The sequence below is a fragment of the Lacinutrix sp. MEBiC02404 genome, from assembly GCF_053601575.1.
In genome coordinates, this window is sequence record NZ_JBSHNV010000220.1 from 349,208 (window position 1) to 372,027 (window position 22,820).

Annotated in this window: 19 protein-coding genes; 13 read left to right on the forward strand and 6 right to left on the reverse strand. The window is 31.9% G+C overall.

Going from position 1 to position 22,820, the window contains the following annotated elements; genetic code table 11:
• The first annotated feature begins 4 nt into the window (after positions 1-4).
• Genes ACVCXO_RS16005 through ACVCXO_RS16015 form a run of 3 tightly spaced genes read left to right on the forward strand, consistent with a single transcriptional unit; the run spans position 5 to position 3,761 of the window.
• Positions 5-1,402: a UDP-glucose 6-dehydrogenase gene (locus tag ACVCXO_RS16005; RefSeq protein WP_452230597.1), complete on the forward strand. Its 1,398-nt coding sequence runs from the start codon at positions 5-7 to the stop codon at positions 1,400-1,402.
• Between the two features lie 12 nt (positions 1,403-1,414).
• A complete protein-coding gene (locus ACVCXO_RS16010) occupies positions 1,415-2,401 on the forward strand; it encodes a UDP-glucuronic acid decarboxylase family protein (protein ID WP_452230598.1) in 987 nt (328 codons plus the stop codon).
• A gap of 1 nt (position 2,402) precedes the next feature.
• The gene (locus tag ACVCXO_RS16015; RefSeq protein ID WP_452230599.1) at positions 2,403-3,761 is read left to right on the forward strand and encodes an undecaprenyl-phosphate glucose phosphotransferase; all 1,359 of its coding nucleotides are present in this window, start codon (positions 2,403-2,405) and stop codon (positions 3,759-3,761) included.
• Here ACVCXO_RS16015 and ACVCXO_RS16020 read toward each other — a convergent pair.
• From ACVCXO_RS16020 to ACVCXO_RS16030, 3 genes are read right to left on the reverse strand one after another with little or no spacing between them, the layout of a single operon-like run.
• Positions 3,758-4,924 (reverse strand): glycosyltransferase family 4 protein, encoded by a 1,167-nt coding sequence (locus ACVCXO_RS16020; protein WP_452230600.1) that lies wholly within the window; start codon positions 4,922-4,924, stop codon positions 3,758-3,760. The genes ACVCXO_RS16015 and ACVCXO_RS16020 overlap by 4 nt on opposite strands.
• Positions 4,924-6,018, reverse strand: a complete 1,095-nt coding sequence (gene wecB, locus ACVCXO_RS16025; RefSeq protein WP_452230601.1) for a non-hydrolyzing UDP-N-acetylglucosamine 2-epimerase — start codon at positions 6,016-6,018, stop codon at positions 4,924-4,926. The genes ACVCXO_RS16020 and wecB overlap by 1 nt, the downstream gene beginning before the upstream one ends.
• 1 nt (position 6,019) lies before the next feature.
• On the reverse strand, positions 6,020-7,330 hold the full coding sequence (locus ACVCXO_RS16030) for a phenylacetate--CoA ligase family protein (RefSeq protein ID WP_452230602.1): 1,311 nt from the start codon (positions 7,328-7,330) through the stop codon (positions 6,020-6,022).
• 84 nt (positions 7,331-7,414) lie between these two features.
• Here ACVCXO_RS16030 and purD point away from each other — a divergent pair, with 84 nt between their 5' ends.
• Positions 7,415-8,686, forward strand: coding sequence for a phosphoribosylamine--glycine ligase (purD, locus tag ACVCXO_RS16035; protein WP_452230603.1), 1,272 nt, complete (start codon positions 7,415-7,417; stop codon positions 8,684-8,686).
• A 3-nt stretch (positions 8,687-8,689) separates the two neighbouring features.
• Here the strand turns inward: purD and ACVCXO_RS16040 are convergent, their stop codons facing one another.
• Positions 8,690-8,917 carry a DUF6341 family protein gene (locus ACVCXO_RS16040; RefSeq protein ID WP_452230604.1) on the reverse strand — a complete coding sequence of 76 codons (228 nt, stop codon included), beginning with the start codon at positions 8,915-8,917 and terminating at the stop codon, positions 8,690-8,692.
• Between the two features lie 47 nt (positions 8,918-8,964).
• Here ACVCXO_RS16040 and ACVCXO_RS16045 point away from each other — a divergent pair, with 47 nt between their 5' ends.
• Positions 8,965-9,906, forward strand: a complete 942-nt coding sequence (locus tag ACVCXO_RS16045; protein WP_452230605.1) for a DUF6427 family protein — start codon at positions 8,965-8,967, stop codon at positions 9,904-9,906.
• On the opposite strand, the gene upp is transcribed toward ACVCXO_RS16045, so the two are convergent.
• On the reverse strand, positions 9,877-10,536 hold the full coding sequence (gene upp, locus ACVCXO_RS16050) for a uracil phosphoribosyltransferase (RefSeq protein WP_452230606.1): 660 nt from the start codon (positions 10,534-10,536) through the stop codon (positions 9,877-9,879). The two genes, ACVCXO_RS16045 and upp, sit on opposite strands and share 30 nt — an antisense overlap.
• Positions 10,537-10,749: 213 nt before the next feature.
• On the opposite strand from upp, the gene ACVCXO_RS16055 reads away from it, so the two are divergent.
• The 3 genes from ACVCXO_RS16055 to ACVCXO_RS16065 all read left to right on the forward strand — a co-directional run bounded on the left by ACVCXO_RS16055 (position 10,750) and on the right by ACVCXO_RS16065 (position 15,312).
• Positions 10,750-13,503: an SdrD B-like domain-containing protein gene (locus ACVCXO_RS16055; protein ID WP_452230607.1), complete on the forward strand. Its 2,754-nt coding sequence runs from the start codon at positions 10,750-10,752 to the stop codon at positions 13,501-13,503.
• A gap of 89 nt (positions 13,504-13,592) precedes the next feature.
• Positions 13,593-14,201, forward strand: coding sequence for a DUF4254 domain-containing protein (locus tag ACVCXO_RS16060; protein ID WP_452230608.1), 609 nt, complete (start codon positions 13,593-13,595; stop codon positions 14,199-14,201).
• Positions 14,202-14,298: 97 nt separating this feature from the next.
• Complete coding sequence (locus ACVCXO_RS16065; protein ID WP_452230609.1) at positions 14,299-15,312, forward strand: glycosyltransferase family 9 protein; 1,014 nt, start codon at positions 14,299-14,301, stop codon at positions 15,310-15,312.
• Positions 15,313-15,588: 276 nt separating this feature from the next.
• On the opposite strand, the gene ACVCXO_RS16070 is transcribed toward ACVCXO_RS16065, so the two are convergent.
• A complete protein-coding gene (locus ACVCXO_RS16070; protein ID WP_452230610.1) occupies positions 15,589-16,641 on the reverse strand; it encodes a 2Fe-2S iron-sulfur cluster-binding protein in 1,053 nt (350 codons plus the stop codon).
• A 108-nt stretch (positions 16,642-16,749) separates the two neighbouring features.
• Here ACVCXO_RS16070 and ACVCXO_RS16075 point away from each other — a divergent pair, with 108 nt between their 5' ends.
• From ACVCXO_RS16075 to porW, 5 genes are all read left to right on the forward strand, one after another.
• Positions 16,750-17,088 (forward strand): PadR family transcriptional regulator, encoded by a 339-nt coding sequence (locus ACVCXO_RS16075; RefSeq protein WP_452230611.1) that lies wholly within the window; start codon positions 16,750-16,752, stop codon positions 17,086-17,088.
• Positions 17,088-17,852 carry a hypothetical protein gene (locus ACVCXO_RS16080; RefSeq protein ID WP_452230612.1) on the forward strand — a complete coding sequence of 255 codons (765 nt, stop codon included), beginning with the start codon at positions 17,088-17,090 and terminating at the stop codon, positions 17,850-17,852. Before ACVCXO_RS16075 ends, ACVCXO_RS16080 begins: the two co-directional genes overlap by 1 nt.
• Before the next feature lie 42 nt (positions 17,853-17,894).
• The gene (locus ACVCXO_RS16085; protein ID WP_452230613.1) at positions 17,895-19,373 is read left to right on the forward strand and encodes a DUF5687 family protein; all 1,479 of its coding nucleotides are present in this window, start codon (positions 17,895-17,897) and stop codon (positions 19,371-19,373) included.
• An 11-nt stretch (positions 19,374-19,384) separates the two neighbouring features.
• Positions 19,385-20,092: an ABC transporter ATP-binding protein gene (locus ACVCXO_RS16090; protein ID WP_452230614.1), complete on the forward strand. Its 708-nt coding sequence runs from the start codon at positions 19,385-19,387 to the stop codon at positions 20,090-20,092.
• Positions 20,093-20,242: 150 nt separating this feature from the next.
• The gene (gene porW, locus ACVCXO_RS16095; RefSeq protein ID WP_452230615.1) at positions 20,243-22,813 is read left to right on the forward strand and encodes a type IX secretion system periplasmic lipoprotein PorW/SprE; all 2,571 of its coding nucleotides are present in this window, start codon (positions 20,243-20,245) and stop codon (positions 22,811-22,813) included.
• The last annotated feature ends 7 nt before the right edge of the window (positions 22,814-22,820 follow it).

The following is a 22,820-nucleotide window of genomic DNA, read 5'->3' on the forward strand; positions in this document are numbered from 1 at the left end:
AAAAATGAAAATAAAAAACATTTGTTGTATTGGAGCTGGATATGTTGGAGGACCAACTATGGCCGTAATAGCAAAGCAATGCCCTCAAATAAAAGTAACCGTTGTAGATATTAACGAAGCTAGAATTGCTGCTTGGAATGATGAGAACTTAGATAATCTTCCTGTTTTTGAACCTGGTTTAGATGCTATTGTTAAAGAAGCAAGAGGAAGAAATTTATTCTTTTCCACCGAAGTAGATAAGGCTATCGATGAAGCAGAAATGATATTCATATCTGTAAATACCCCAACCAAAACTTACGGAAAAGGTAAAGGGATGGCTGCAGATTTAAAATATATTGAGTTATGTGCTCGCCAAATAGCTAGAGTTTCTAAACAAGATAAGATTATTGTTGAAAAATCTACCCTTCCTGTCCGTACAGCTTCTGCTATAAAAGATATTTTAGACAATACAGGTAATGATGTTGCTTTTCAAATATTATCAAATCCAGAATTTTTAGCCGAAGGTACAGCGGTTGAAGATCTTTTAAGCCCAGATAGAGTGCTTATTGGTGGTGATACAACTCCAGAAGGAACGAAAGCTATCGAAGCTTTGGCAGCAGTATATGCGCATTGGGTACCACAAGAAAGAATTTTAAGAACTAATGTGTGGTCTTCCGAGTTATCTAAACTTACAGCAAATGCCTTTTTAGCGCAACGTGTTTCATCGATAAATGCGATGTCAGAAATTTGTGAGAAGACAGGAGCAGATGTAAATGAAGTTTCTAAAGCCATAGGTATGGACAGCCGAATAGGTTCTAAATTTTTAAAATCATCCGTTGGCTTTGGTGGATCATGTTTCCAAAAAGATATACTTAACTTAGTCTATATAGCTAAAAGCTATGGCTTAAATGAAGTTGCCGATTATTGGGAGCAGGTTATATTGATGAACGAACATCAAAAACAACGTTTTTCAGATAATATTGTAAGTACACTTTACAATACCGTATCTGGTAAAAAAATCGCGTTTTTAGGATGGGCATTTAAAAAAGATACTAACGATACTAGAGAATCGGCAGCAATTAAAGTAGCAGATAACCTATTGAATGAGCAGGCAGAAATAAGTGTTTATGACCCTAAAGTTGTAGAAGAACGTATTTATGCAGATTTAGAGTATTTAAACACAAGATCAAACGAAGAGAATAGAAACCTTCTCCAAGTAGAGAAAAGCCCGTACGATACATGTAAGGATGCACATGCTATTGCTGTTTTAACCGAATGGGATGAGTTTAAAACTTACGATTGGAAGAAAATTTTTGATAACATGCAAAAACCTGCTTTTGTTTTCGATGGAAGAGGTGTTTTAAATAAAGAAGTTTTAGAAGATATCGGGTTCGTCTATTACAAAATAGGAACAGGTAAATAATTATATTAAAAAATGAAAAAAGTACTTATAACAGGAGCAGCAGGTTTTTTAGGTTCCCATTTATGTGATAGATTTATCTGTGAAGGTTTTCATGTTATTGGTATGGATAACTTCATTACTGGAGACAAAAAGAACATTGCCCATTTAACAGATAATGCTAACTTTGAGTTTATAGAACACGATGTAACAGAGTTTATTAAAATAGACGGCGAACTAGACTATATTCTGCATTTTGCTTCACCAGCAAGTCCAATAGATTATTTGAAAATACCAATCCAAACTTTAAAAGTAGGATCCTTAGGTACTCATAATTTATTAGGTTTAGCAAAGGCTAAAAATGCGAGGTTACTAATTGCATCCACATCCGAAGTATATGGAGATCCTTTAGTGCACCCACAAACAGAAAGTTATTATGGAAATGTAAATACCATTGGACCTAGAGGTGTTTATGATGAAGCAAAACGTTTTCAAGAATCTATAACCATGGCTTATCATAGATTTCATGGTGTAGAAACACGTATTGTTCGTATATTTAACACATATGGGCCAAGAATGAGGCTAAATGACGGTAGAGTTATTCCTGCATTTATGGGGCAAGCCTTAAGAGGGGAAGATCTAACCGTCTTTGGAGACGGTATGCAAACACGATCTTTTTGCTATGTAGATGATCAAGTAGAAGGTATCTTTAGATTAATGTTTAGCGATTATGCAAACCCTGTAAACATTGGTAATCCAAATGAAATTACCATTAAAGATTTTGCAGAAGAAATAATAAAACTAACAAATACCTCTCAAAAAATAATTTATAAAGAGTTACCAGTAGACGACCCATTGCAAAGACAGCCAGATATAACACTAGCAAAAAAGTTGTTAGGTTGGGAGCCAAAAGTGGAACGTGAAGAAGGGATGCTTAAAACATTTAGTTATTTTAAGTCTTTATCTGATGAAGACTTATATAAAAGCGAACATAAAGATTTTTCTAAACACATAAAAAAGTAAATTGAGCACATTTAAACAAGGAAGATATTCTGTCTATTTAAGACCTATATCATATATAATAGATTTAATCATAATAAACAGTTTAGCATTACTTTATTTTTTTAAAAGTGTGGAGCCTGTTTCTTTTGTATTTGTAATCTCTTTAGCTTGGATACTTATATCTACACTATCTAAATTTTATGGTGTTTTTAGGTACACAAGAGAGGTCGTTATTATGACACTTGTTTTTAGACAAATGGCGCTTTTTACACTCATCGTATTTGCCTTTTCTGGTTTTTACTACGAGTTAGACATTCTTCCATTAACCATTTTTAAATACATTCTTTGTGTATTTGTTCTTGTAACGCTATTTAAATTTACTCTGTATTATTTATTACAAAGATATAGAGTGTCTTTTGGTGGTAATTATAGAGTTACCGCTATTTTAGGTAAAAATAAGCAGACGCACGCTTTAGAAAATTTTTTTAACGATAAACCAGAATATGGCTATTCGCATACAAAAACCTTTAGTTTTAAAAATATTTCGGAAGAAGGATTACAAGAGTGTTTCGCTTTTTTAAAGGAAGAAAATGTGGATGAAATCTATTGTTCCTTATCACAACTAACAAATAGTCAGTTGGTAAAAGTTATCGATTTTGCAGATAATAACCTTAAAATATTAAAGTTTTTACCAGACAATAAAGATATATATTCTAAAAAATTAAAGTACGAATACTATAACTACACACCCATTTTATCTTTTCGTAATATTCCTTTAGAAGATTCTGTAAACCAGTTCCTTAAAAGAATATTCGATATTGTATTCTCATCTGCAGTGATCATTTTATTACTTTCGTGGTTAACACCAATTATTGCAATACTTATTGTTTTAGAATCTAGAGGACCAATTTTCTTTAAACAACCTAGAAACGGCTTTAATTATAAAGAATTTGATTGTTATAAATTTAGATCGATGACTCCAAATAAAACGGCCAATGTGCATCAAGCAACAAGAGGAGATCAACGTGTAACTAAAATTGGTAAGTTTATTCGTAAAACGAGTATAGACGAATTACCACAGTTTTTTAATGTATTGTTTGGTGATATGTCTGTGGTAGGTCCTAGACCACACATGGTAAGTCATACCAATATGTATGCAAAGCGAATCGATAAGTTTATGGTAAGACACTTTGTGAAACCAGGAATTACAGGATTGGCACAAGTAAGTGGTTTTAGAGGAGAAATTGAAACAGACAAAGACATTATTAATCGTGTAAAACTAGACATCTTTTATATTGAAAACTGGTCTCTATTGCTAGATATTAAAATAGTTGCCCAAACCTTTATGAATGTTGTTAATGGTGAAGACAAAGCTTATTAAAGCATCGTAGAGAGCGTTATTAATTGATCTTCTAAATTAAAGTTAGTGGTTGCTGTTTCTTTTATTTTTTGTTTATAAACCAATGTGATTTCTGAAACATCTATACCAGCAATTATCGTATTTAAATCTTGATAATCTCCTGCCTTAGCAATCCAACCCAGTTTGTTGTTGTTTATAATATCTTCTCCTTCTCCTCCTCCAAAATATAGAATAGGTAAACCAAGTTTTGCGTATTCAAATATTTTGGAAGGCACAGAACCATAAATCCTATTTAATAAAGGGATAATAGCTACATCATACTGTAAAAGTACCTTGTGTAATGCGTCTCTAGATACTCTACCATGAAAATATATTGGCAAATCAGGATGTTTTTCTATAAAGGCTTCAATACGCTTCTGTTCTGCGCCAGAGCCATAAATATGAAGTTCTATCTTGTTATTAAAGTCTAATGCAGTACAGAGCTTGTAAACGCCTTGTGCAATGCCTAAAAGACCAGCGTAAACTAGTTTTATTTTTTCTTCGGAAGTATTTCTGACTTCCATTTCAGGAGCTTCAAAATCTGGGTAGTTTCTATATAAAAAGGTTTCTTTTTCCGGAAATAAAGAACATATATGTGTTATTATTTCTTTGCTTTGACCTAAAATGAAATGTGCTTTATTATAATTAAACCGTTCAATTTTCTCCAGCATTCTATAGCTAAAATTCCTTTTAAAAGCACCAAGTTCTAATCCTGCAATTGGCCATAAATCACTAACATTTAAAATAAGCTTTCGGTTTTTAGAACGTAAAAAAAGCATCGCAGTAAAAGCAACTAGTAAAGGTGGGGATTGTACAATTATGGTTTTAGGTAATTTGTTGGAAGCGAAAAACCAAACCAAACTAAAACTGTAAGATAGCATTGCAATTAAACGTAAAAACTTGTTTTTAGAAACCGTAGCGTAAATCCATAACCGATGAACGATAATATTTTTTTCAACATTGGTTTGCTTGAACTTTCCTTTATAATCCTCAAATATTTTACCTGTTGGATAATTTGGTAAAGGAGTTATTACTTGTACTTTAAAATTGCGTTGTTGTAATCCTTCCGCAAGATGAAAAATACGGTTGGAAGCAGCGCCAATTTCTGGAGGATAGTAGCTAGTTATAATAAGAACATCTTTCATTACAACGAATATGTTTTAACCAAACAATCTATAATTCGTTTTGCGGCGTTACCATCCCAAAGCTCTGGTGTTTGCCCTTGTTTCCAATTGCCAGAAAGTAAATCTTTAAAAGCAGATTTAATTTTTTCCGAATCATTTCCAACCAAAACATTGGTTCCAATAACACAAGTTTCTGGTCTTTCTGTAGAGTCACGAAGTGTAATACACGGCACATTCATTACTGTCGTTTCTTCTGTAATTCCGCCAGAATCCGTAAGCATGGCAAAAGCGTTTTTCACCAAATAATTAAAATGTAAATAACCTAAAGGTTCTACATAATGGAGGTTTTTAAAGTTTAAATCTAAACCTTCTAAAAGCTTTTTTGTTCTTGGATGTACAGGGAAAATGATAGGATAGTCTTTACCAAGATCTACAATTTGTTGTATCAGATTTTTTAGTTGATTTTCTTCATCTACATTACTTGGTCTATGCAAAGTCATAACCATGTATTTTTTTTTCTGAAGGTGTAAAGTATCCCAAAGTTGTGGTTTTTCAAGTCTTGGAATGTTTTTTAGTAACGTATCAATCATAACATTCCCAACAAAGAAAATTTTGCTTTCAGGAACTCCAAGATTCGCTAGGTTTTTATTAGCATAGCTTGTAGTGGTAAAAAAGTAATCGGTTAAACTGTCGGTTACAATTCGATTAATTTCTTCTGGCATATTCATGTCTCCAGAGCGTATTCCTGCTTCTATATGTGCAACATCTATTCCCGCTTTTTTAGTAACAATAGTGCATGCCATCGTTGAGGTTACATCACCAACAACTAGTACTAAATCACAAGGATTTTGCTGTAGTTCTTTTTCAAAACCGATCATAATGGCAGCCGTTTGTTCTGCTTGTGTTCCACTTTTTACCTCTAAATTAATATCAGGAAAAGGAATGTTTAGTTCCCTGAAAAAGGTGTCGCTTAAATTTTTATCATAATGTTGCCCAGTATGAACTAGCCTGTAATTCATATTATAACCTTGTGCTTTTTTTTCTTGAATAGCTTCTATAATTGGAGCTATTTTCATGAAATTAGGCCGTGCTCCTGCAATAATAGTTATGTTCATATTAGTTAAGTAAAGATCTAAATTGTTTTAATTTACCACTTTTAGATCGTTCTATTTTATCTTGTCTTTCAAAAATAACAGTCAATCCTTTTTCAAGATAGTTAGCTATTTCCGTTTTAATCTTTTCTGTTTTTTCTTCCAAAATATTTTCCGCACTCCCATAAATAATTTTAAAGGTATCTGTTTTGTGCTGCTCGATGATAAACTCTTTTATTTTAATATCTTCTTCAATAATACTTTTAGTAATGTAGTAAAAAGTTAATCCAGCGGCTTTTTTTCCGCTTGGCAAAATAATAATATCATTGGTTCTTCCAATAAGTTTTTCAAGAATAGGTTTCTGTAAAGTACTTTTTTTGCTAAGAATACCAAGGTCTCCAATATCATATCGAATAAAAGGATGTGCTTTGTTATACAGCGATGTAATTACAATTCTTCCTTGTTCACCAAAAGGTAAAATATTGTCTTGGGCATCTAAAATTTCAACAAAAAGAGTCTCGCTATTTACTTGCCAATCGCCTTCTGGGTTTTGGAAAGCAATTAAGTCCAATTCCGAAGCGCCATATTCGTTAATTATAGGAACATTAAATTGTTTTTCTAGTAGCTTTTTATCGTCTTCAAAAAGCATTTCAGAAGTTACAACACAGGCATTTAATGTCGGACAAACATTTTTTAGAATCACGTTTTTTTTCTGAAGAAACTTGGCAAATTGAACGATTGCACTGGTATAACCATTAATATAATGAAAGTTGGTGTTTTCAAATTGCTTCAAGCATTTTTCGAAAGCAATATCACTTAAATCAAAAACCGAAAACCGATGGCGATTACTTAAAACATCTTTTAAACGTTCCTTATAATACCCTTTTTTGTCTAGCGGAATTCCATAAAAACGTGCTTGCTTTGCCCTACTAAAATCTAAACCAAACCAACCAAATCTGTTTAGTATTACAGACCATGTTAATGCGTGACAAAATTTGTCTTTAGCAAAAACAAAAGGATCTCCAGAAGAACCAGAGGTTTTGTTTAAATATACGTTTTTTGTTGTAAATCCAGCAGAAAGCCTTTGCTTTAAAGGTTGTTGCAAATCGCTTTTTGTTAGTATAGGAATGTTTTTCCAATCGCTAACATGTGCGTTCTCCGCAATTTTTTGATAAAACGAATTGTTTTGCATGTGGTAATTAAAAATATCCTTTTTTTTCTGAACCACATAGGCCTCAAAATCGGCTTCGTTTTTACTTTGAATCTGTTCTAAAACACGACAAGCTTTCTGTATAGGAAAGCCATTTAGTTTCAAGGAAATATTAAATAAATTCAAACAATAAGATATTTTTGTAAAGTAAATAAAAAATATTCGTGTATTCGATGCATTAGTTTTATTTTTGAGCAAACAAAATACAACATGACTATTTTAATTCTTGGTTCTGGCGGAAGAGAACATACTTTTGCTTGGAAAATATCGCAAAGCCCTTTATGTAAAAACCTTTATGTTGCTCCTGGAAACTCTGGAACAGCAGAGATTGCTACAAATATAGATATTGGCGTTACAGATTTTCAATCGATTAAGACATTTGTTTTAGCACATGCTGTGGATATGATTGTTGTAGGACCAGAAGACCCTTTAGTGCAAGGTATTCATGATTTCTTTTTACAAGACGAAGCTTTAAAACATGTTGCCGTTATTGGCCCTGAAAAAGCTGCAGCAGAATTAGAAGGTAGTAAAGAGTTTGCTAAAGAATTTTTATACAGACATAATATACCAACAGCAGCTTACCAAAGTTTTAACGCAGGTAATGTGGAAGCAGGTTATGCTTTTTTAGAAACATTAAAAGCGCCTTATGTTCTTAAAGCAGATGGCTTGGCAGCAGGAAAAGGGGTTCTAATTCTGAATGATTTAGACGAAGCTAAAGCCGAATTAAAAAGTATGTTAGTAGATGCTAAGTTTGGAGCAGCAAGTAACAAAGTCGTTATTGAAGAGTTTTTAGATGGTATCGAATTAAGCTGTTTTGTTTTAAGTGACGGAAAAAATTATAAAATATTACCAACAGCAAAAGATTATAAGCGTATTGGTGAAGGAGATACAGGATTAAATACAGGTGGAATGGGAGCTATTTCTCCAGTACCTTTTGCTACAGAAGACTTTTTAAATAAAATTGAAGAGCGCATAGTAAAACCAACCATTTCTGGTTTGCAAAAAGACAATTTACCATATAAAGGTTTTGTGTTTATTGGTATAATCAAAGTTGGTGACGACCCAAAAGTTATTGAGTATAATGTGAGAATGGGAGATCCAGAAACAGAGGTGGTACTACCAAGGCTTAAGAACGATTTAGTGGAGATATTTCAAGCGATAGCTAATCAGACTTTAGATCAAATAGAAATTGAAATAGATGAACGTGCTGCAACAACAGTTATGTTAGTATCTGGCGGTTATCCAGAAGCATATGAAAAAGGAAAAGAGATTACAGGGATAAAAGATATAACAGATTCTATAGCTTTTCACGCTGGAGCAAAACTAATAGACGGTAAAGTAGTAACTTCTGGAGGACGTGTAATGGCAATTACAAGTTATGGAAACACCTACCAAGAGGCCATAAAAAAATCTTACCAAAGTATAGATAAACTACATTTTGATAAGATGAATTATCGTAAAGATATTGGTTTTGATCTGTAATTCTTATAAATAAGAATGTGCAGAAACAGTTTTGTTTTCTTCGTTGTTTTTATCAAACGTTCTTAATTGAAGCATCCAGTAAACCATTGCTACAAATCCAATAAGAATAAAAATCCAAGAAATGGTGTTTGCGCCAAACCAGTTTTCTAATTCAAATTTTGCTAAAGCACTATAAGGTGCTAATAATACATCAACAAATAGGTCCTGTATTGCGTAAAAAAAGTCTTTCATAATAGTAATAATAGTATATTTACAATACAAAAGTACAAAAAGAGTTAATGATTACAAGTATTTTTAGTAAATCTAAGCCAATAAATTTTTTAATCGTTTTTGTAATTACTGCTTTGGCGTTTTTAAGCGTGAAGTTAAAGTATATACAAGGGCCTGTTACTACCGTGTTTGTTACACAGCAAGTAGGAACTTTTATGGTTGCCTATTTTTCCATTTTGCTATTGAATTTTATTGTAACAAAAAATGAATTAACACTAAAAAGTAATATAGAAATTATATTATTTAGTCTTTTTTTGCTACTAATACCCGAATCACTAGTAAGCTCTAGAGTCATTTGGGCTAATTTTTTTATCCTCTTTGCTTTAAGACGACTAATAAGCTTACGAACTAAAAAAAATATAAAAAGTAAATTGTTTGATGCTGCTTTTTGTATTGCTATTGCTTCTTTGTTTTATTTTTGGGCTATTTTATTTCTTTTTTTAATTCCATTAGTTTTATTGTTTCATTCTAGTGATAATATAAAACATTGGTTAACACCTGTTTTTGGAGTTGCCACCGTTTTTATATTATGTATTGGTGCATCTGTGCTAATAAATAATACCTATTTAGGGTTTTTTAATAGTAATTATCAAATAAGTTTAAACTTTAATAATTATAACACGTTGCCATTTTTAGTAGCGCTAACCTTACTGTTTTCCTTTGGGTTTTGGTCTGTTTTCTACTATTTAAAAAACTTTAGAAAGAAAACAAGAACAATAAGGCCAGCGTTTAAAACCATTTTTTCGGCTTCAATAATAGCTTTTGTATTATTTGTGATTGTGCCTAACAAAAACGGAAGCGCACTTTTATTCTTATTTGCTCCTTTAGCAATAATAATCGCTAGTTATATTGAGACTATCACAGAAAAATGGTTTAAAGAGATGTTTTTTGGTATTTTATTAATTACACCATTTATATTATTAGTGTTGCAGTTTTTTGCCAAAAGCTAAATCACCAGCATCACCTAAACCTGGAACGATATAGCCTTGGTCACTTAATTCTGGATCAATAGTAGCAATCCATAAATTAGTGTCTTCACTAAAATTATTGTTTAAAAAATCTACACCTTCTTGAGCACCAATGACACTTACTAAGTGCACGTTTTTTGGTTTTCCAAAAGGTTTTAAAGCTTCAAAAGTGGCAAGCATAGATTGTCCTGTAGCCAACATAGGATCGGCAAGAATAAGTGTTTTGTTTTCTAAACTTGGGCAAGCTAAATACTCTACTATTATTTCAAAACTATCTGGATCTTCTTTATGATGTCTATAAGCAGAAATAAATGCGTTTTCCGCATCATCAAAATAATTTAGTAGTCCGTTGTGTAATGGTACTCCAGCTCTTAAAATAGAGCATAAAACAATATCATTGTTTAGTAAACTCATTTCACAATTTCCTAAAGGTGTTTCAATAGTAGTTGTATTATAGTGGAGTGATTTGCTCATTTCATATCCCAAAATTTCACCTATGCGTTCTATGTTTCGTCTAAAACGCATACTGTCTTTTTGAATGTTCACATCTCTAAGTTCAGAAATAAAAGAATTTAAGATAGAATTCTCTTTAGCTAGATTAAATATTTTCATGCCATAAAAATAGTGATAAAATCGATAATACGTTTAGATGTTAAGCCGACTTTTATGAGTTTTATCTAAAAATTTTGTAATTTTTTAAATTATATGTGAATAGTTGTAATTTGTTTTATATTTGATTGCCCCCTTCAAAAAATCTACCAAAAATTTTATGCCTGTTTTGTGTTATAGTATGCTGTAATTTAAACATAAAACTAACTAACAAACATGAAATTAAAAATTACAATTCTAGCCTTTTTGACTTTTGCATTTGGTTTTCATACCATGCAAGCTAATGCGCCCTTGTATTTAGAAGGACAAGCTGCAACTGTAATGATGACCACAGATGATAATTCCTTAATTGTTTCTGCAGGTTGTCATATTTATACAGTAAATATGCAATCGTATCAAGCTACTTTATTAACATCCTCTCCTTATGTATCTGAGATAAATTCATTAGCAGTAGATGCTAATACAGGATGGATTTTTTACGTAAGTAATCAAGCTTCAAGATACAATTGGACGGTATATGGTTACAATGTCTATTCGAATACACATAAATCTTTTGGAGATATTAAATCTTATTTTACTTCAAGCGGACATGCAAATTCATCCAGAGGATTAGGTTCTGGAGGAGCCACTTTTTACAATGGTAAACTTTACTTCGCAATGGAGTACCCTACAAGTTGTTATAATTATAGAACATCTGGTGGTGTGGTTAATGTAAAGGATGAATTGAAGAGAGAATTAGAAAGCAGGAAAGTTGAAAACGGTTCAATTTTAAACACTGCTGCCGAAACAAGTACTAGTAGATCCTCGTCAGGAGAAGTTTTACCAAGCGGTAATGATCTTGCAACTAAAAGTTTAACAAAAGAAAAAAGCAACTTTAATGTGCTTGACTATGTTTCCGAGTCTAGTTTAATCGATAACACAAACGATGTAAGTGGTTCTACTAGTATGGGAAGTATTTCTTCTAGTCCAAGAAGTAGTTCGAGTACCGTAAGCGCACAACGTAGTTATAACAGTTATAATAATAGAATTTACCTATTAGAGGTTTGTTTCAACAACCTTTCCGATTTTAGTGGAGATTCTTCTAATATTTCAAATGCTAGTCCTAAATATGATAGTTATGGGTATTCTAGTTTCTTATATAAAGGGGAGCTTGGAGATATTGCTGTAAGTGATGATGGTCAAATTTATGCGGTTACAACCTACCAAATGCAACATTTCGACTTGAATACAAATACGTTTAGTTGGGCAAATAATGAAGATGTCTATGCGCAAATAGCAAAAGATAAAAACAGTAATCTTCATTTACTTAAAAACCAAAAGGTTTGTTCGCATTACGGATCTTGTTCTTCAAGCTGTACTAGAAAAAGTTATGTACAAAGCTATACGCAACCAGGACAATTGCAAACATGTAACAATATTCAATTAGGAAGTTTAATCGAGATTCAAGGTTTATCTTCTGAAGATCGAGGTAAAATAACAGATGCTGCAGATTATCTAAACTTAGTGGTAGATGTAGAAGTTTCTTATAATTTAGAAGGAACTATTTTTGATGACGATAACGAGAACGGAATACAAAATACACAAGAAGGTTATGTAGACGATGTAAGAGTAACTTTATATGCAGATAGTAATAATAATGGCGCTTTAGACGCAGGTGACCAAGAATTAGCGGTTACTTCATCGGATGAAAACGGGTATTATAACTTTACTAATATTAGTGAAGAGGATGTCTTAGTAATTGTAACAGTACCCGAAAATACTGAAGAAAATACATATACTTCAACAACCAATGAAGTGGTAGTAATTACAACAACAGAAGATGTTTCTGGAGTTGATTTTGGAATCCATCAAAATGCCTTAATTAACTATACTATTGATGGAATTGTATTTGATGATGATAATGAAAATCAAACGTATGAAAACGAAGAAGCTTATTTAAATAACGTTGTAGTATTTTTATATGCAGACAGTAATAATAATGGTGTATTAGATGATAATGATGAAGAATTAGCGGTAACAGGATCTGACGAAAATGGTTATTATAGTTTTGGTAATGTAAGTGAAGAAAACGTATTTGTGGTTGTTGTTACACCTGAAGATACAGATGAAAACACATATACATTAACAACAGATGCTGTGGTTGCAATTAGTGCTACTGAGGATGTTGCCGGAGTTGATTTTGGAATTAATGAAGATGTTGTTTTAATATTCAATATCTCTGGTATAGTATGGGATGATAATAATAGAGATGGTGCGCAAGATGCAAGTGAAACGCCTTTAACAGATGTTGTTGTTAATTTGTATAATGACTTAAATGAAAACGGCGTTTTAGACTCTGGAGATGAATATGTAGATACTAGATTTACATCTTTCTCTAACCCTAATTATACCTTTAGTAATGTTACAGCAGGTATGAAAATTGTACAAGCAATAACACCGGAAAATAACCCACCATTCTTATCTTTCACTACTACTTTTGATTTAGATAATGGAACGAATAATCCAGATGGTTTCTATGCATTTAATTTACAAGAAACAACAGAAGGAGTTGATTTTGGTATCGATAAAATATTTGGAAACTCTAAAATAGAAGTAGATGGTGGAAAAGATCTAGGGAAATCGGATACAACGGTTACTAATGAGCAAACACTTGATAATACGGTAATAAAAGAATTTACGCAAAATAGTCAAGATTTAGATGAAGAAACAGTAGCCTTATATAAGGATATAAAATTATATCCTAATCCTGCAACGAAATACATAATTGTAAAATCAGATATATTAGATACGAATACTATTATTAACGTATACAGTATTACTGGTAAGCTAATTATGACTAAAGATTACAGTGCAGAATCTAATTTAAGGGAAGTGAAACTCAATTTAGATCAATTAAGTGCTGGATTATATCTTGCAAAAATTTCAACTAGTGATAATAAAACAATCGTTAAACGATTTGTTAAGCAGTAATTAAACTAATCTAATTTGATTCCAAAAAGCCGCTTAAAGCGGCTTTTTTGGTTTCATTAATGTATATTTGCAATCAAATAAATTAAAATATGTTTTCAGAAAAAGCCAATAAAATATTTCAAGACGTAATTAATACCTACCACGTTTTAAATACTGTAGACCAACCTTTCACTAACATTTATGATAAAGAAGCGAATGTATTAGAACATTTGTTATACCGAAAATGTTGGATAGATACAGTGCAATGGCATTATGAAGATATTATAAGAGATCCACAAATAGATCCTGTTGCTGCTTTAGCATTAAAACGTCAAATAGATGCTTCTAACCAAGACAGAACAGATATGGTAGAGTATATTGATAGCTATTTTTTAGAAAAAAATAAAGATGTTTCTGTAAAAGAAAATGCTACAATTAATACCGAAAGTCCTGCTTGGGGAGTCGATAGATTATCTATTCTAGCTTTAAAAGTATATCATATGCAGGAAGAAGCAACTCGTACCAATGCAACAGATGCTCATAAAGCTGCTTGTCAAAAGAAATTAGACATCTTATTAGAACAACGTGTAGATTTATCCACAGCAATAGATACTTTGTTAAAAGATATCGAAAATGGAGATAAATACATGAAAGTGTATAAGCAAATGAAAATGTATAATGATGATGAGCTTAATCCAGTTTTAAGAGGTCAGAAGTAAAAAAAACATACAACTGTCAGTCTGAGCGCAGTAAAAGACTAAAGGAGAGACAGGACATAAAAACACTTTTACTGCGCTCCGTGTGACCGTATTTATAATGTCTAAAAAACCAAAACACATATTAGTTATCCGGCTTTCTGCAATGGGAGACGTTGCTATGACGGTTCCTGTTTTAAGAGCGCTTACCCAACAGCATCCAGAAGTGAAGATCACCGTTTTAACACGTGCGTTTTTTGCTCCTTTTTTTAGAGATTTAAAGAACGTTACTGTTTATCCAATAGATTTAAAAGGAAAGCATAAAGGGGTTTTCGGACTTTTTAAACTTTCAAAAGAATTAAAAAAATTACATATTGATGCCGTTGCAGATTTGCATAATGTGTTGCGTACTAAGATTCTAAAAGTCTTTTTCTTCGGAAGAAAATATATTCAGATAAATAAAGGTAGAGCAGAAAAAAAAGCATTGGTTTCTGGTGCACATTTCAAACAACTAAAAACATCTCACCAGCGCTATGCAGATGTTTTTAAAGTACTTGGTTTTCCTGTAGATTTAAGTAATCCTACTTTTCCGGAAACAATTAAACTTCAAAAAAATACACGTTCTAAAACAGGAGATAAAACCAAAAAATGGATAGGTATTGCGCCGTTTGCTGCTTTTAAAAGTAAAATGTATCCTTTAGATGCTATGCGTGTGGTAATTGAAGCACTGTCTAAAGAGGATACTATTTTTCTATTTGGAGGAAAACAAGATATTCAAGAACTACTAGGTTTAGTGATAAACAAGAACGTAGTTAATTTAGCAGGACAATTAAGTTTAAATGAAGAATTAGACGTTATTTCTAATCTAGATGTAATGTTGTCTATGGATTCTGGTAATGCGCACCTTGCAGCAATGCTTGGTATAAAAGCAGTTACTATTTGGGGAGTTACACATCCTTTTGCAGGTTTCTCTCCATTTAATCAACCAGAAAATTATGCACTGTTGGCAGATAGAAAACAGTATCCTTTGATACCAACTTCTATTTATGGAAATACGTTTCCTGAAGGCTATCAAGATGCTTCAAAAAGTATTTCTCCACAAAAAGTGGTAGACACTATAAATGCTATAATTTAAATATTTAAGGTATTGTTATTGAGAATTTTAGGTCTTAAAATGGAAAACCCTACTCCGAAGAGTAGGGTTTATTTTAAACTTACCATAAAATAAATAATCCCTAACTATTATCATTTATCGTTTAAAACTGCAACGAATATATTTCGTTTATTTTTTAAAAAAAATTAACCTCTAGGAAAAGATAATATAATCGTTAAAGTGTATATTTTTTAAGCTAAAACCAGATTTTCATCGATAAAATGTTGTTACAAGAATGATTTTAAATGTTTTTTCTGTTTATACATCGTCGTAGTCCACAATAATTTTAGAAGTTGTTGGATGTGCTTGACAGGTTAAAATTAAACCTTCCGCCAATTCACTTTCTGTTAAAATATTGTTTTGTCTCATTTTGACTTCTCCTTCTGTAATTCTAGCAATACAACTACTACAAATTCCGCCTTGACAAGAATACGGCGCATCTAAATCTTTGTCTAACGCAGCTTCAAGAATAGATTGTTTTTGAGACATAGTAAATGTGGTTGTTTCATCATCTACAGTAATCGTTATTTCGGTTTCCCCTTCTACAGCATCTTCATTTACAGGAGCTGGTTTTGCAGCCTTAAAAAGCTCGAAATGAATTCTATCTTGTGGTATTTCATGTTCTGTTAAAACATCTTTAACCGTATGAATCATGGTTTCTGGACCACAAAGGTAAAAAGCATCTACATCAATATGTTTATGCTTGTTTTTCATAACATAATTCACCGTGCTTTTTTCAATTCTACCAAAAATAGCATCCTCTTCATCTTCTTGACTAAATACAAATTGAATAGAAAAACGCTCTTTGTAATTATGATGCAAGGCTAGTAGCGCATCCAAAAACATAGTGTCTTTAGTCGTTTTGTTTCCGTAAACTAAAATAACTTTACTGTGTACTTCTTCTTCCAAGGCACATTTTATAATGCTTAATACAGGAGTAATCCCGCTTCCTGCAGCAAATGCAGCTATATTTTTAGTTTTAGAGTCGTTAGGTGTAAATACAAACCTTCCTTTTGGTGAAGCGACTTCTAGAACATCTCCAACTTTTAAACTATTATTTGCATAGGCAGAAAATGTCCCACCTTCTACTTCTTTTACGGCAACTTTTAATTCGCCACTCTTTGGAGAGGAACATAAAGAGTAATCTCGTCTTACTTCATTACCATTAATTGTGGTTTTTACCGTTATATATTGTCCTGCTTGAAAAGTAAAAGTCTCTTTTAGGTTTTCTGGTACATTAAAGGTTATCGTAACTGATTTTTCAGTTTCTCTATGGATATCTTCAATGGTTAATTTATGAAATTGCGACATATTATAATTTTTTGTAAAAATAATGAAGCATTTCCGTTTTGTCTTTCTTTTCTATTAAAATTTATACCTAATTCTTTTATGCATAAGAATTTTATGTATATTTGATTTATGGCAAATAATAAATTGTATAAAGGGAGTTTAACAACCATTATATTAAAGCTTCTTAATGAAGGAGATAAAATGTATGGCTATGAAATCACGCAAAAAGTAAAAAGTATTACCAACGGAGAATTAAAGATAACGGAAGGTGCTTTATATCCCGCTTTACATAAATTAGAAGCAGAAGGCTTGTTGGAGGTTGAGGTAGAAAAGGTAGATAATAGATTGCGAAAATACTATAAGCTAACCGAAAAAGGAAGCAAGGAAACCCAAAGTAAACTGCAAGAACTTCAGGATTATATTAAAACCATGCAACTTCTGGTAAACCCTAAATTTAGTCTAGATTAATGAATAGTTTAAGTAAAGAAAAGCAACAGTTTATTTCGAAAAAAACAGAAAAGCATAAAATTTTAAGCCCTACTTTGAAGGTTAATAAAGAACAGGTAGAGGATCTTTATACATTCACTATAAAACATTTTGTAGAACATTACGATTTGCAAACAGAATTAGTAGATCATCTAGCAAATGATATAGAATCTATTTGGATAAAACACCCCAATGTATCCTATGAGGATGCGCGGGATAAAGCGTTTAAAAAGTTTGGTATTTTTGGTTTCATGAGCGCTATTGAGCAACGTCAAAAAGCAATGCATAAACGCTATTTAAAGTTTTTATGGACAGAGCTTAAACAATGGTTTACTTTACCTAAAGTACTAAGTGCGATTTTACTTTTTTTACTTTTTCACACCGCTTTTTCTACGTCTTTGGCTAATTACTTTTTTGTTGCCTTTTATTCTATAATGGTTGTTTTGGTTCTTATTAAAAGTGTGCAGTTAAAAAGACAATTTAATACACGAAAAAAAGCATCGCACAAAAAATGGTATTTAGAAGAAATTATATTTAAACAAGCCGGAAGCTCTAGCATTGGATTAATTGCACAATTACATCTTTTGGTTAATTTTTCAAATAATATCTTTGAAAACTATTATTTCGTATTCGGTTTTTCTGTGTTTTCCACATTACTTTCTCTTTGGCTTTTTGTAACTTTTCAAGTCTTACCAAATAAAGCAGAACAATTATTAAAAACAACATATCCAGAATTTTGTTTGTAACAAAAACAAGTTCGGGAGTACTAATACTCAAAACCATCCATAATGATAAAACGTTTTTTAGACTTAGAGTGGAAACAATTTACTAGATCGGCAAGTTTTGGTAAAAGTGTAGCGCTAAAAATAGTAATGGCCTTTTTTGCCTTGTATTTTGTTGCCATGTTTTTAATCATGGGAATTGCAATGTATCCATTACTTAAAAAAGTATTTCCAGAAAGTGATCCTTTTGTAATGTTTAATGGGTTTATTTTCTTTTGGATTTTAGGCGATTTAGTAATCCGTTTTTTCTTCCAGAAATTACCGGTAATGAGTGTCAAACCGTTACTTACGCTTCCTATAAAACGAAGTAAAGTCGTAAATTTCGTATTGGGAAAATCTGCATTGTCCTTTTTTAATTTCTTGCCTTTATTTGCAATAGTGCCATTCGGTATTACACTTATTCTAAAAGATTACAACGTTTCTGTTGTTTTGGTTTGGATGCTTACTATCGTGCTAATTACACTGATAAATAATTTCTTAAATTTTATTATTGAAAGCTTATCGGCAAAAACAGAATTATCTTTTTTACCGATTATACTTTTTGCAGGATCTCTTTTTGCATTAAACCATTTTGAAATAATTAATATTGCCGGGGCTTTATCTCATGGTATTCAAGCTGTTTCTAATAATCCGTTATTATTAATAGTGCCCATGCTAACTTTAGCGGGTCTATACCTCTATAATTTTAAAATTCTTCGTGAAAAATTATTTTTAGACAGTTCCTTAAAAACCAAAACGGAAGCGGTAAACGCTTCTAGTTTCGAATGGACTAAAAAGTTTGGAGATATTGCTCCTTTTATGCAATTAGATTTAAAATTGCTTTGGCGTAATAAACGTCCAAAATCAGCAGTATGGATGGTTTTATTTGGTCTTTTATATGGCTTATTCTTTTATCCAAACCCGATGTATCAAGATAAAGAGTTCTTGTTTGCATTTGTTGGTATTTTTGTAACTGGAATTTTTCTTATCAACTTCGGGCAATTCATTCCTGCTTGGGATAGTGGTTACTACAAGATGCTAATGAGTCAAAACATTAAGTACAAACAATACTTAAAATCAAAATACACTTTAATGACTTTAAGTGTTATTATTTTATTTGTGTTGAGTATTCCTTACGTGTACTTTGGTTGGAAAATTTTACTAGCGCATTTTGCAGCAGCAGTTTATAATATTGGAGTGAATACGTACGTCATATTGTTAGGAGGTTCTTTTAATCGAAAAAAAATTGACCTAAGTCAAAGAGCAGCGTTTAACTTTCAAGGTACAGGAGCTGTACAATGGATTATTGGTTTACCACTAATGCTTTTACCAATGGGCATATTTGCCATTTTCAATTTTGCTTTCAATTTCGAAATAGGTATTCTAGTACTTATTCTTTTAGGTGTAATAGGAATTATTTTTCACCAAAAAATAATGAAGTTTATAACCAACAGATATTTAGCTTCAAAATATAAAATGATTGCTGCTTTTGATCAAGATAACTAAAATATAAAAACATGATAACTACAACAAACCTTACCAAAAAATACAATTCAAATCCCGTTTTAAACATTGAAAGTTTAGAAATCCCTAAAGGACAAAGCTTTGGTTTAGTTGGTAATAATGGGGCAGGAAAAACCACTTATTTTAGTTTGCTTTTAGATTTAATACAACCAACAACGGGGTCTATTAAAAATAACGGTATTCAGGTAAACCTTAGTGAAGACTGGAAACCGTTTACTTCTTCTTTTATAGACGAAAGCTTTTTAATTGGTTACCTAACCGCAGAAGAATACTTTTATTTTATTGGGGAACTTAGAGGACAAAATAAAGCAGATGTAGATGCATTAGTAGCTACTTTTGAAGACTTTTTTCACGGGGAAATTATTGGACAGAAAAAATATCTTCGTGACCTAAGTAAAGGAAACCAAAAAAAGGCTGGAATAGTTGCTGCGCTTATAGGGAATCCAGAAGTAATTATATTAGATGAGCCTTTTGCTAATCTAGATCCAACAACCCAAATAAAGCTAAAACAAATAGTGAAAAATTTAGCACAAGAACAAGGCGTAACCGTACTTATTTCTAGTCATGATTTAATGCATATTACAGATGTTTGTGATCGTATAGTTGTACTTGAAAAAGGAGAGATTGTTAAAGATATTGTAACTAGTGAAGCTACTCTAAAAGAATTGGAAGCACACTTTGCAGGAACAGAAATAATCTAAAAACACTTCGTTTTTATAGCTAAATTAAAAAAGATGCGTATTTTTACGTGCTTAGGCGGTTTTTATATCCTTTCTAATTTAAAATTAGGGATGCCATTTATAATATATGCTTGAGTTTACAGTTATTTATTTGAGTTAAATACACAGCTTTTGAAAACATCTTACAAAATTATAGTAGTCCTTTTAGTTTCTGTAACTTTAATAACTAGCTGTTCTAGAAAAAAGAACAGCTTTATTAGTAGAAATTATCATGCATTGGCTGCTCGAGATAATACGCTTTTTAATGGTTATAATTCGCTGGAAGAAGGTCGAGAAAACCTGAACCAAAGTTATACCGATAATTATTGGGAAATCCTTCCAATAGAGCGAATGCAAGTTTTTGAAGAAGTGACACTTCCTGGGCAAAACAAAAACGAAAGTTTTAGTAGAGCAGAAGAAAAAGCGGTAAAAGCGATTCAGAAACATGGTATGAATATTCAAGGAAAAGAATATAATTACCAAATAGATGAAGCGTATTTACTTTTAGGAAAAGCACGTTATTTTGATCAACGTTTTGTTCCTTCCTTAGAATCTTTCAATTACATTTTATACAAGTATCCAGCCAGTAATAAGATTAATCAAGCTAAAATCTGGAGAGAAAAATCCAATATTCGTTTGGAAAATGAAGAACTTGCTATTAAAAATTTAAAACGTCTTTTAGATCAGGAAGAATTAAAAGATCAAGACTTAGCAGATGCCACTTCTATTCTTGCGCAAGCCTATATTAATACAAAATCTTTAGATAGCGCTTTAACACAAATAGATATCGCATCTAGTACTACAAAAAGTAATGATGAACGCGGAAGATATCGTTTTATACAAGGACAATTGTACAATGCTTTAGGGGATAAAGATAGCGCAAACATTGCTTTTGATAGGGTTATAGATTTAAACCGAAGCACGCCAAGAATGTACCTTATTAGTGCACATATTGAAAAAGCAAAAAACTTTGACTATAACGAAGGAAACAAATTAGAGTTCTTAGAATTACTTACCGATTTAGAAGAAAATCGTGAAAACAGACCTTATTTAGATAAGATTTACCATCAGATTGGGGAGTATCATTTAAAGAATCAATCCGATTCTTTAGCGCTTGCATACTATAATAAATCCTTAAGAACAGATACTAGTGATAAGGTTTTAAAAGCTAGAACCTATGAGATTATTGGGGACATGAAATTCATAGCTGCCCAATATAAAAGTGCTGGTGATTATTATGATAGTACCATGGTTAATATGGTGGTAAACACCAAACCATATAGAGTTATTAAGCGTAAAAGAGATAATCTTGAAGATGTTATTTTGTATGAAGATATCGCGAAAAATAACGATAGTATTTTAAGGTTGGTTTCCTTGTCTAAAGAGGATAAGCTTGCGTTTTTTGAAAAACATGTAGCGAAACTTAAGGTGGAAGCCGAAAAGGAGCAAGAAAGACTAGAAGCTGCAGAAAGAAATAAAGGACTTGTTATCAGCAACAATAGCTTTGGTAATAAAACTTCTGCTTTAGGAGGAAAAGGTTCCAGAGGTGGCCCAACACCAGGACAAGGTTCTTCTTTTTACTTTTACAATACTTCAACAGTAGCTTATGGTAAATCCGAGTTTGTTAAAGATTGGGGAAGCCGTAAATTAGAAGATGATTGGAGATGGTCTAGTAATTCAAATTCGTCTATAAGTGCTATAGAAGAAAATCCGGTATTAACAAATGCTTCCAAAGAAGAATTATACGATCCTCAGTTTTATGTAGATCAAATTCCTTCCGAAGCGAAAGCAGTAGACAGCATCGTGAAAGAAAGAAACTTTGCATACTACCAATTAGGTTTAATCTATAAAGAGAAATTTAAAGAATATCCTTTAGCGAAGCGTAAATTCACACAACTTTTAAATAATAATCCGGAAGAAAATCTAGTGCTTCCTTCCAAATATAATCTATACAAGATTTATCAATTGCTAGGAGATCAAGGAGAAGCGGAGTTCACTAAAAAGGATATTACCACCAATTATCCAGATTCTAGATATGCAACTATTTTAAATAATCCAGAAGCAGCAAACCTGGAGGATGCGAATAGTCCAGAAACTATATACAAAAACCTGTATAATCAATTTTTAAATCAGGAATATACGCAAGTACTTTCGGATATAGAAAAGTATATTACCGCTTTTGAAGCAGAGGCAATAGTTTCTAAATTTGAGCTTCTTAAGGCAACAGCAACAGGACGTTTATATGGCTATGAAGCCTATAAAAAGGCCATTAATTTTGTAGCACTTAATTATGCGAACACACCAGAAGGACAACGAGCAAAAGACTTGTCAGACAATGCATTACCTAAGTTGGCTGAAAAAGAATTTGCTTCCGATAGTTTAAATGGTAATTATAAAGTGTTGTACAAATTCAATACCGCGGATACAGAAGAAATAACAAGTTTTGTAAAAACATTAAACGAAGTAACAGCTCATGTTCCACATTATAGATTAACTACTTCGGTAGATGTGTATAATCCAGAAACAACATTTGTTGTCATTCACGGACTAAAAAGTATCGATGGAGCAAAAGGATTTGCATATATATTAAGAGATGAGGATCGATCTAAAATAACAAAACCATCTATAGCTATTTCCTCTCCAAATTATCAAATTGTTCAGATTCATAAGAATTTAGACGATTATATTAAAGCTGACCAATAATAAAATA

Coding starts and splice junctions, on each gene's coding strand:
- ACVCXO_RS16005 (WP_452230597.1), top strand. CDS start 5: ATGAAAATAAAAAACATTTGTTGTATTGGAGCTGGATATGTTGGAGGA.
- ACVCXO_RS16010 (WP_452230598.1), top strand. CDS start 1,415: ATGAAAAAAGTACTTATAACAGGAGCAGCAGGTTTTTTAGGTTCCCAT.
- ACVCXO_RS16020 (WP_452230600.1), bottom strand. CDS start 4,924: ATGAAAGATGTTCTTATTATAACTAGCTACTATCCTCCAGAAATTGGC.
- wecB (WP_452230601.1), bottom strand. CDS start 6,018: ATGAACATAACTATTATTGCAGGAGCACGGCCTAATTTCATGAAAATA.
- purD (WP_452230603.1), top strand. CDS start 7,415: ATGACTATTTTAATTCTTGGTTCTGGCGGAAGAGAACATACTTTTGCT.
- ACVCXO_RS16040 (WP_452230604.1), bottom strand. CDS start 8,917: ATGAAAGACTTTTTTTACGCAATACAGGACCTATTTGTTGATGTATTA.
- ACVCXO_RS16045 (WP_452230605.1), top strand. CDS start 8,965: ATGATTACAAGTATTTTTAGTAAATCTAAGCCAATAAATTTTTTAATC.
- upp (WP_452230606.1), bottom strand. CDS start 10,536: ATGAAAATATTTAATCTAGCTAAAGAGAATTCTATCTTAAATTCTTTT.
- ACVCXO_RS16055 (WP_452230607.1), top strand. CDS start 10,750: ATGAAATTAAAAATTACAATTCTAGCCTTTTTGACTTTTGCATTTGGT.
- ACVCXO_RS16060 (WP_452230608.1), top strand. CDS start 13,593: ATGTTTTCAGAAAAAGCCAATAAAATATTTCAAGACGTAATTAATACC.
- ACVCXO_RS16065 (WP_452230609.1), top strand. CDS start 14,299: ATGTCTAAAAAACCAAAACACATATTAGTTATCCGGCTTTCTGCAATG.
- ACVCXO_RS16070 (WP_452230610.1), bottom strand. CDS start 16,641: ATGTCGCAATTTCATAAATTAACCATTGAAGATATCCATAGAGAAACT.
- ACVCXO_RS16075 (WP_452230611.1), top strand. CDS start 16,750: ATGGCAAATAATAAATTGTATAAAGGGAGTTTAACAACCATTATATTA.
- ACVCXO_RS16080 (WP_452230612.1), top strand. CDS start 17,088: ATGAATAGTTTAAGTAAAGAAAAGCAACAGTTTATTTCGAAAAAAACA.
- ACVCXO_RS16085 (WP_452230613.1), top strand. CDS start 17,895: ATGATAAAACGTTTTTTAGACTTAGAGTGGAAACAATTTACTAGATCG.
- ACVCXO_RS16090 (WP_452230614.1), top strand. CDS start 19,385: ATGATAACTACAACAAACCTTACCAAAAAATACAATTCAAATCCCGTT.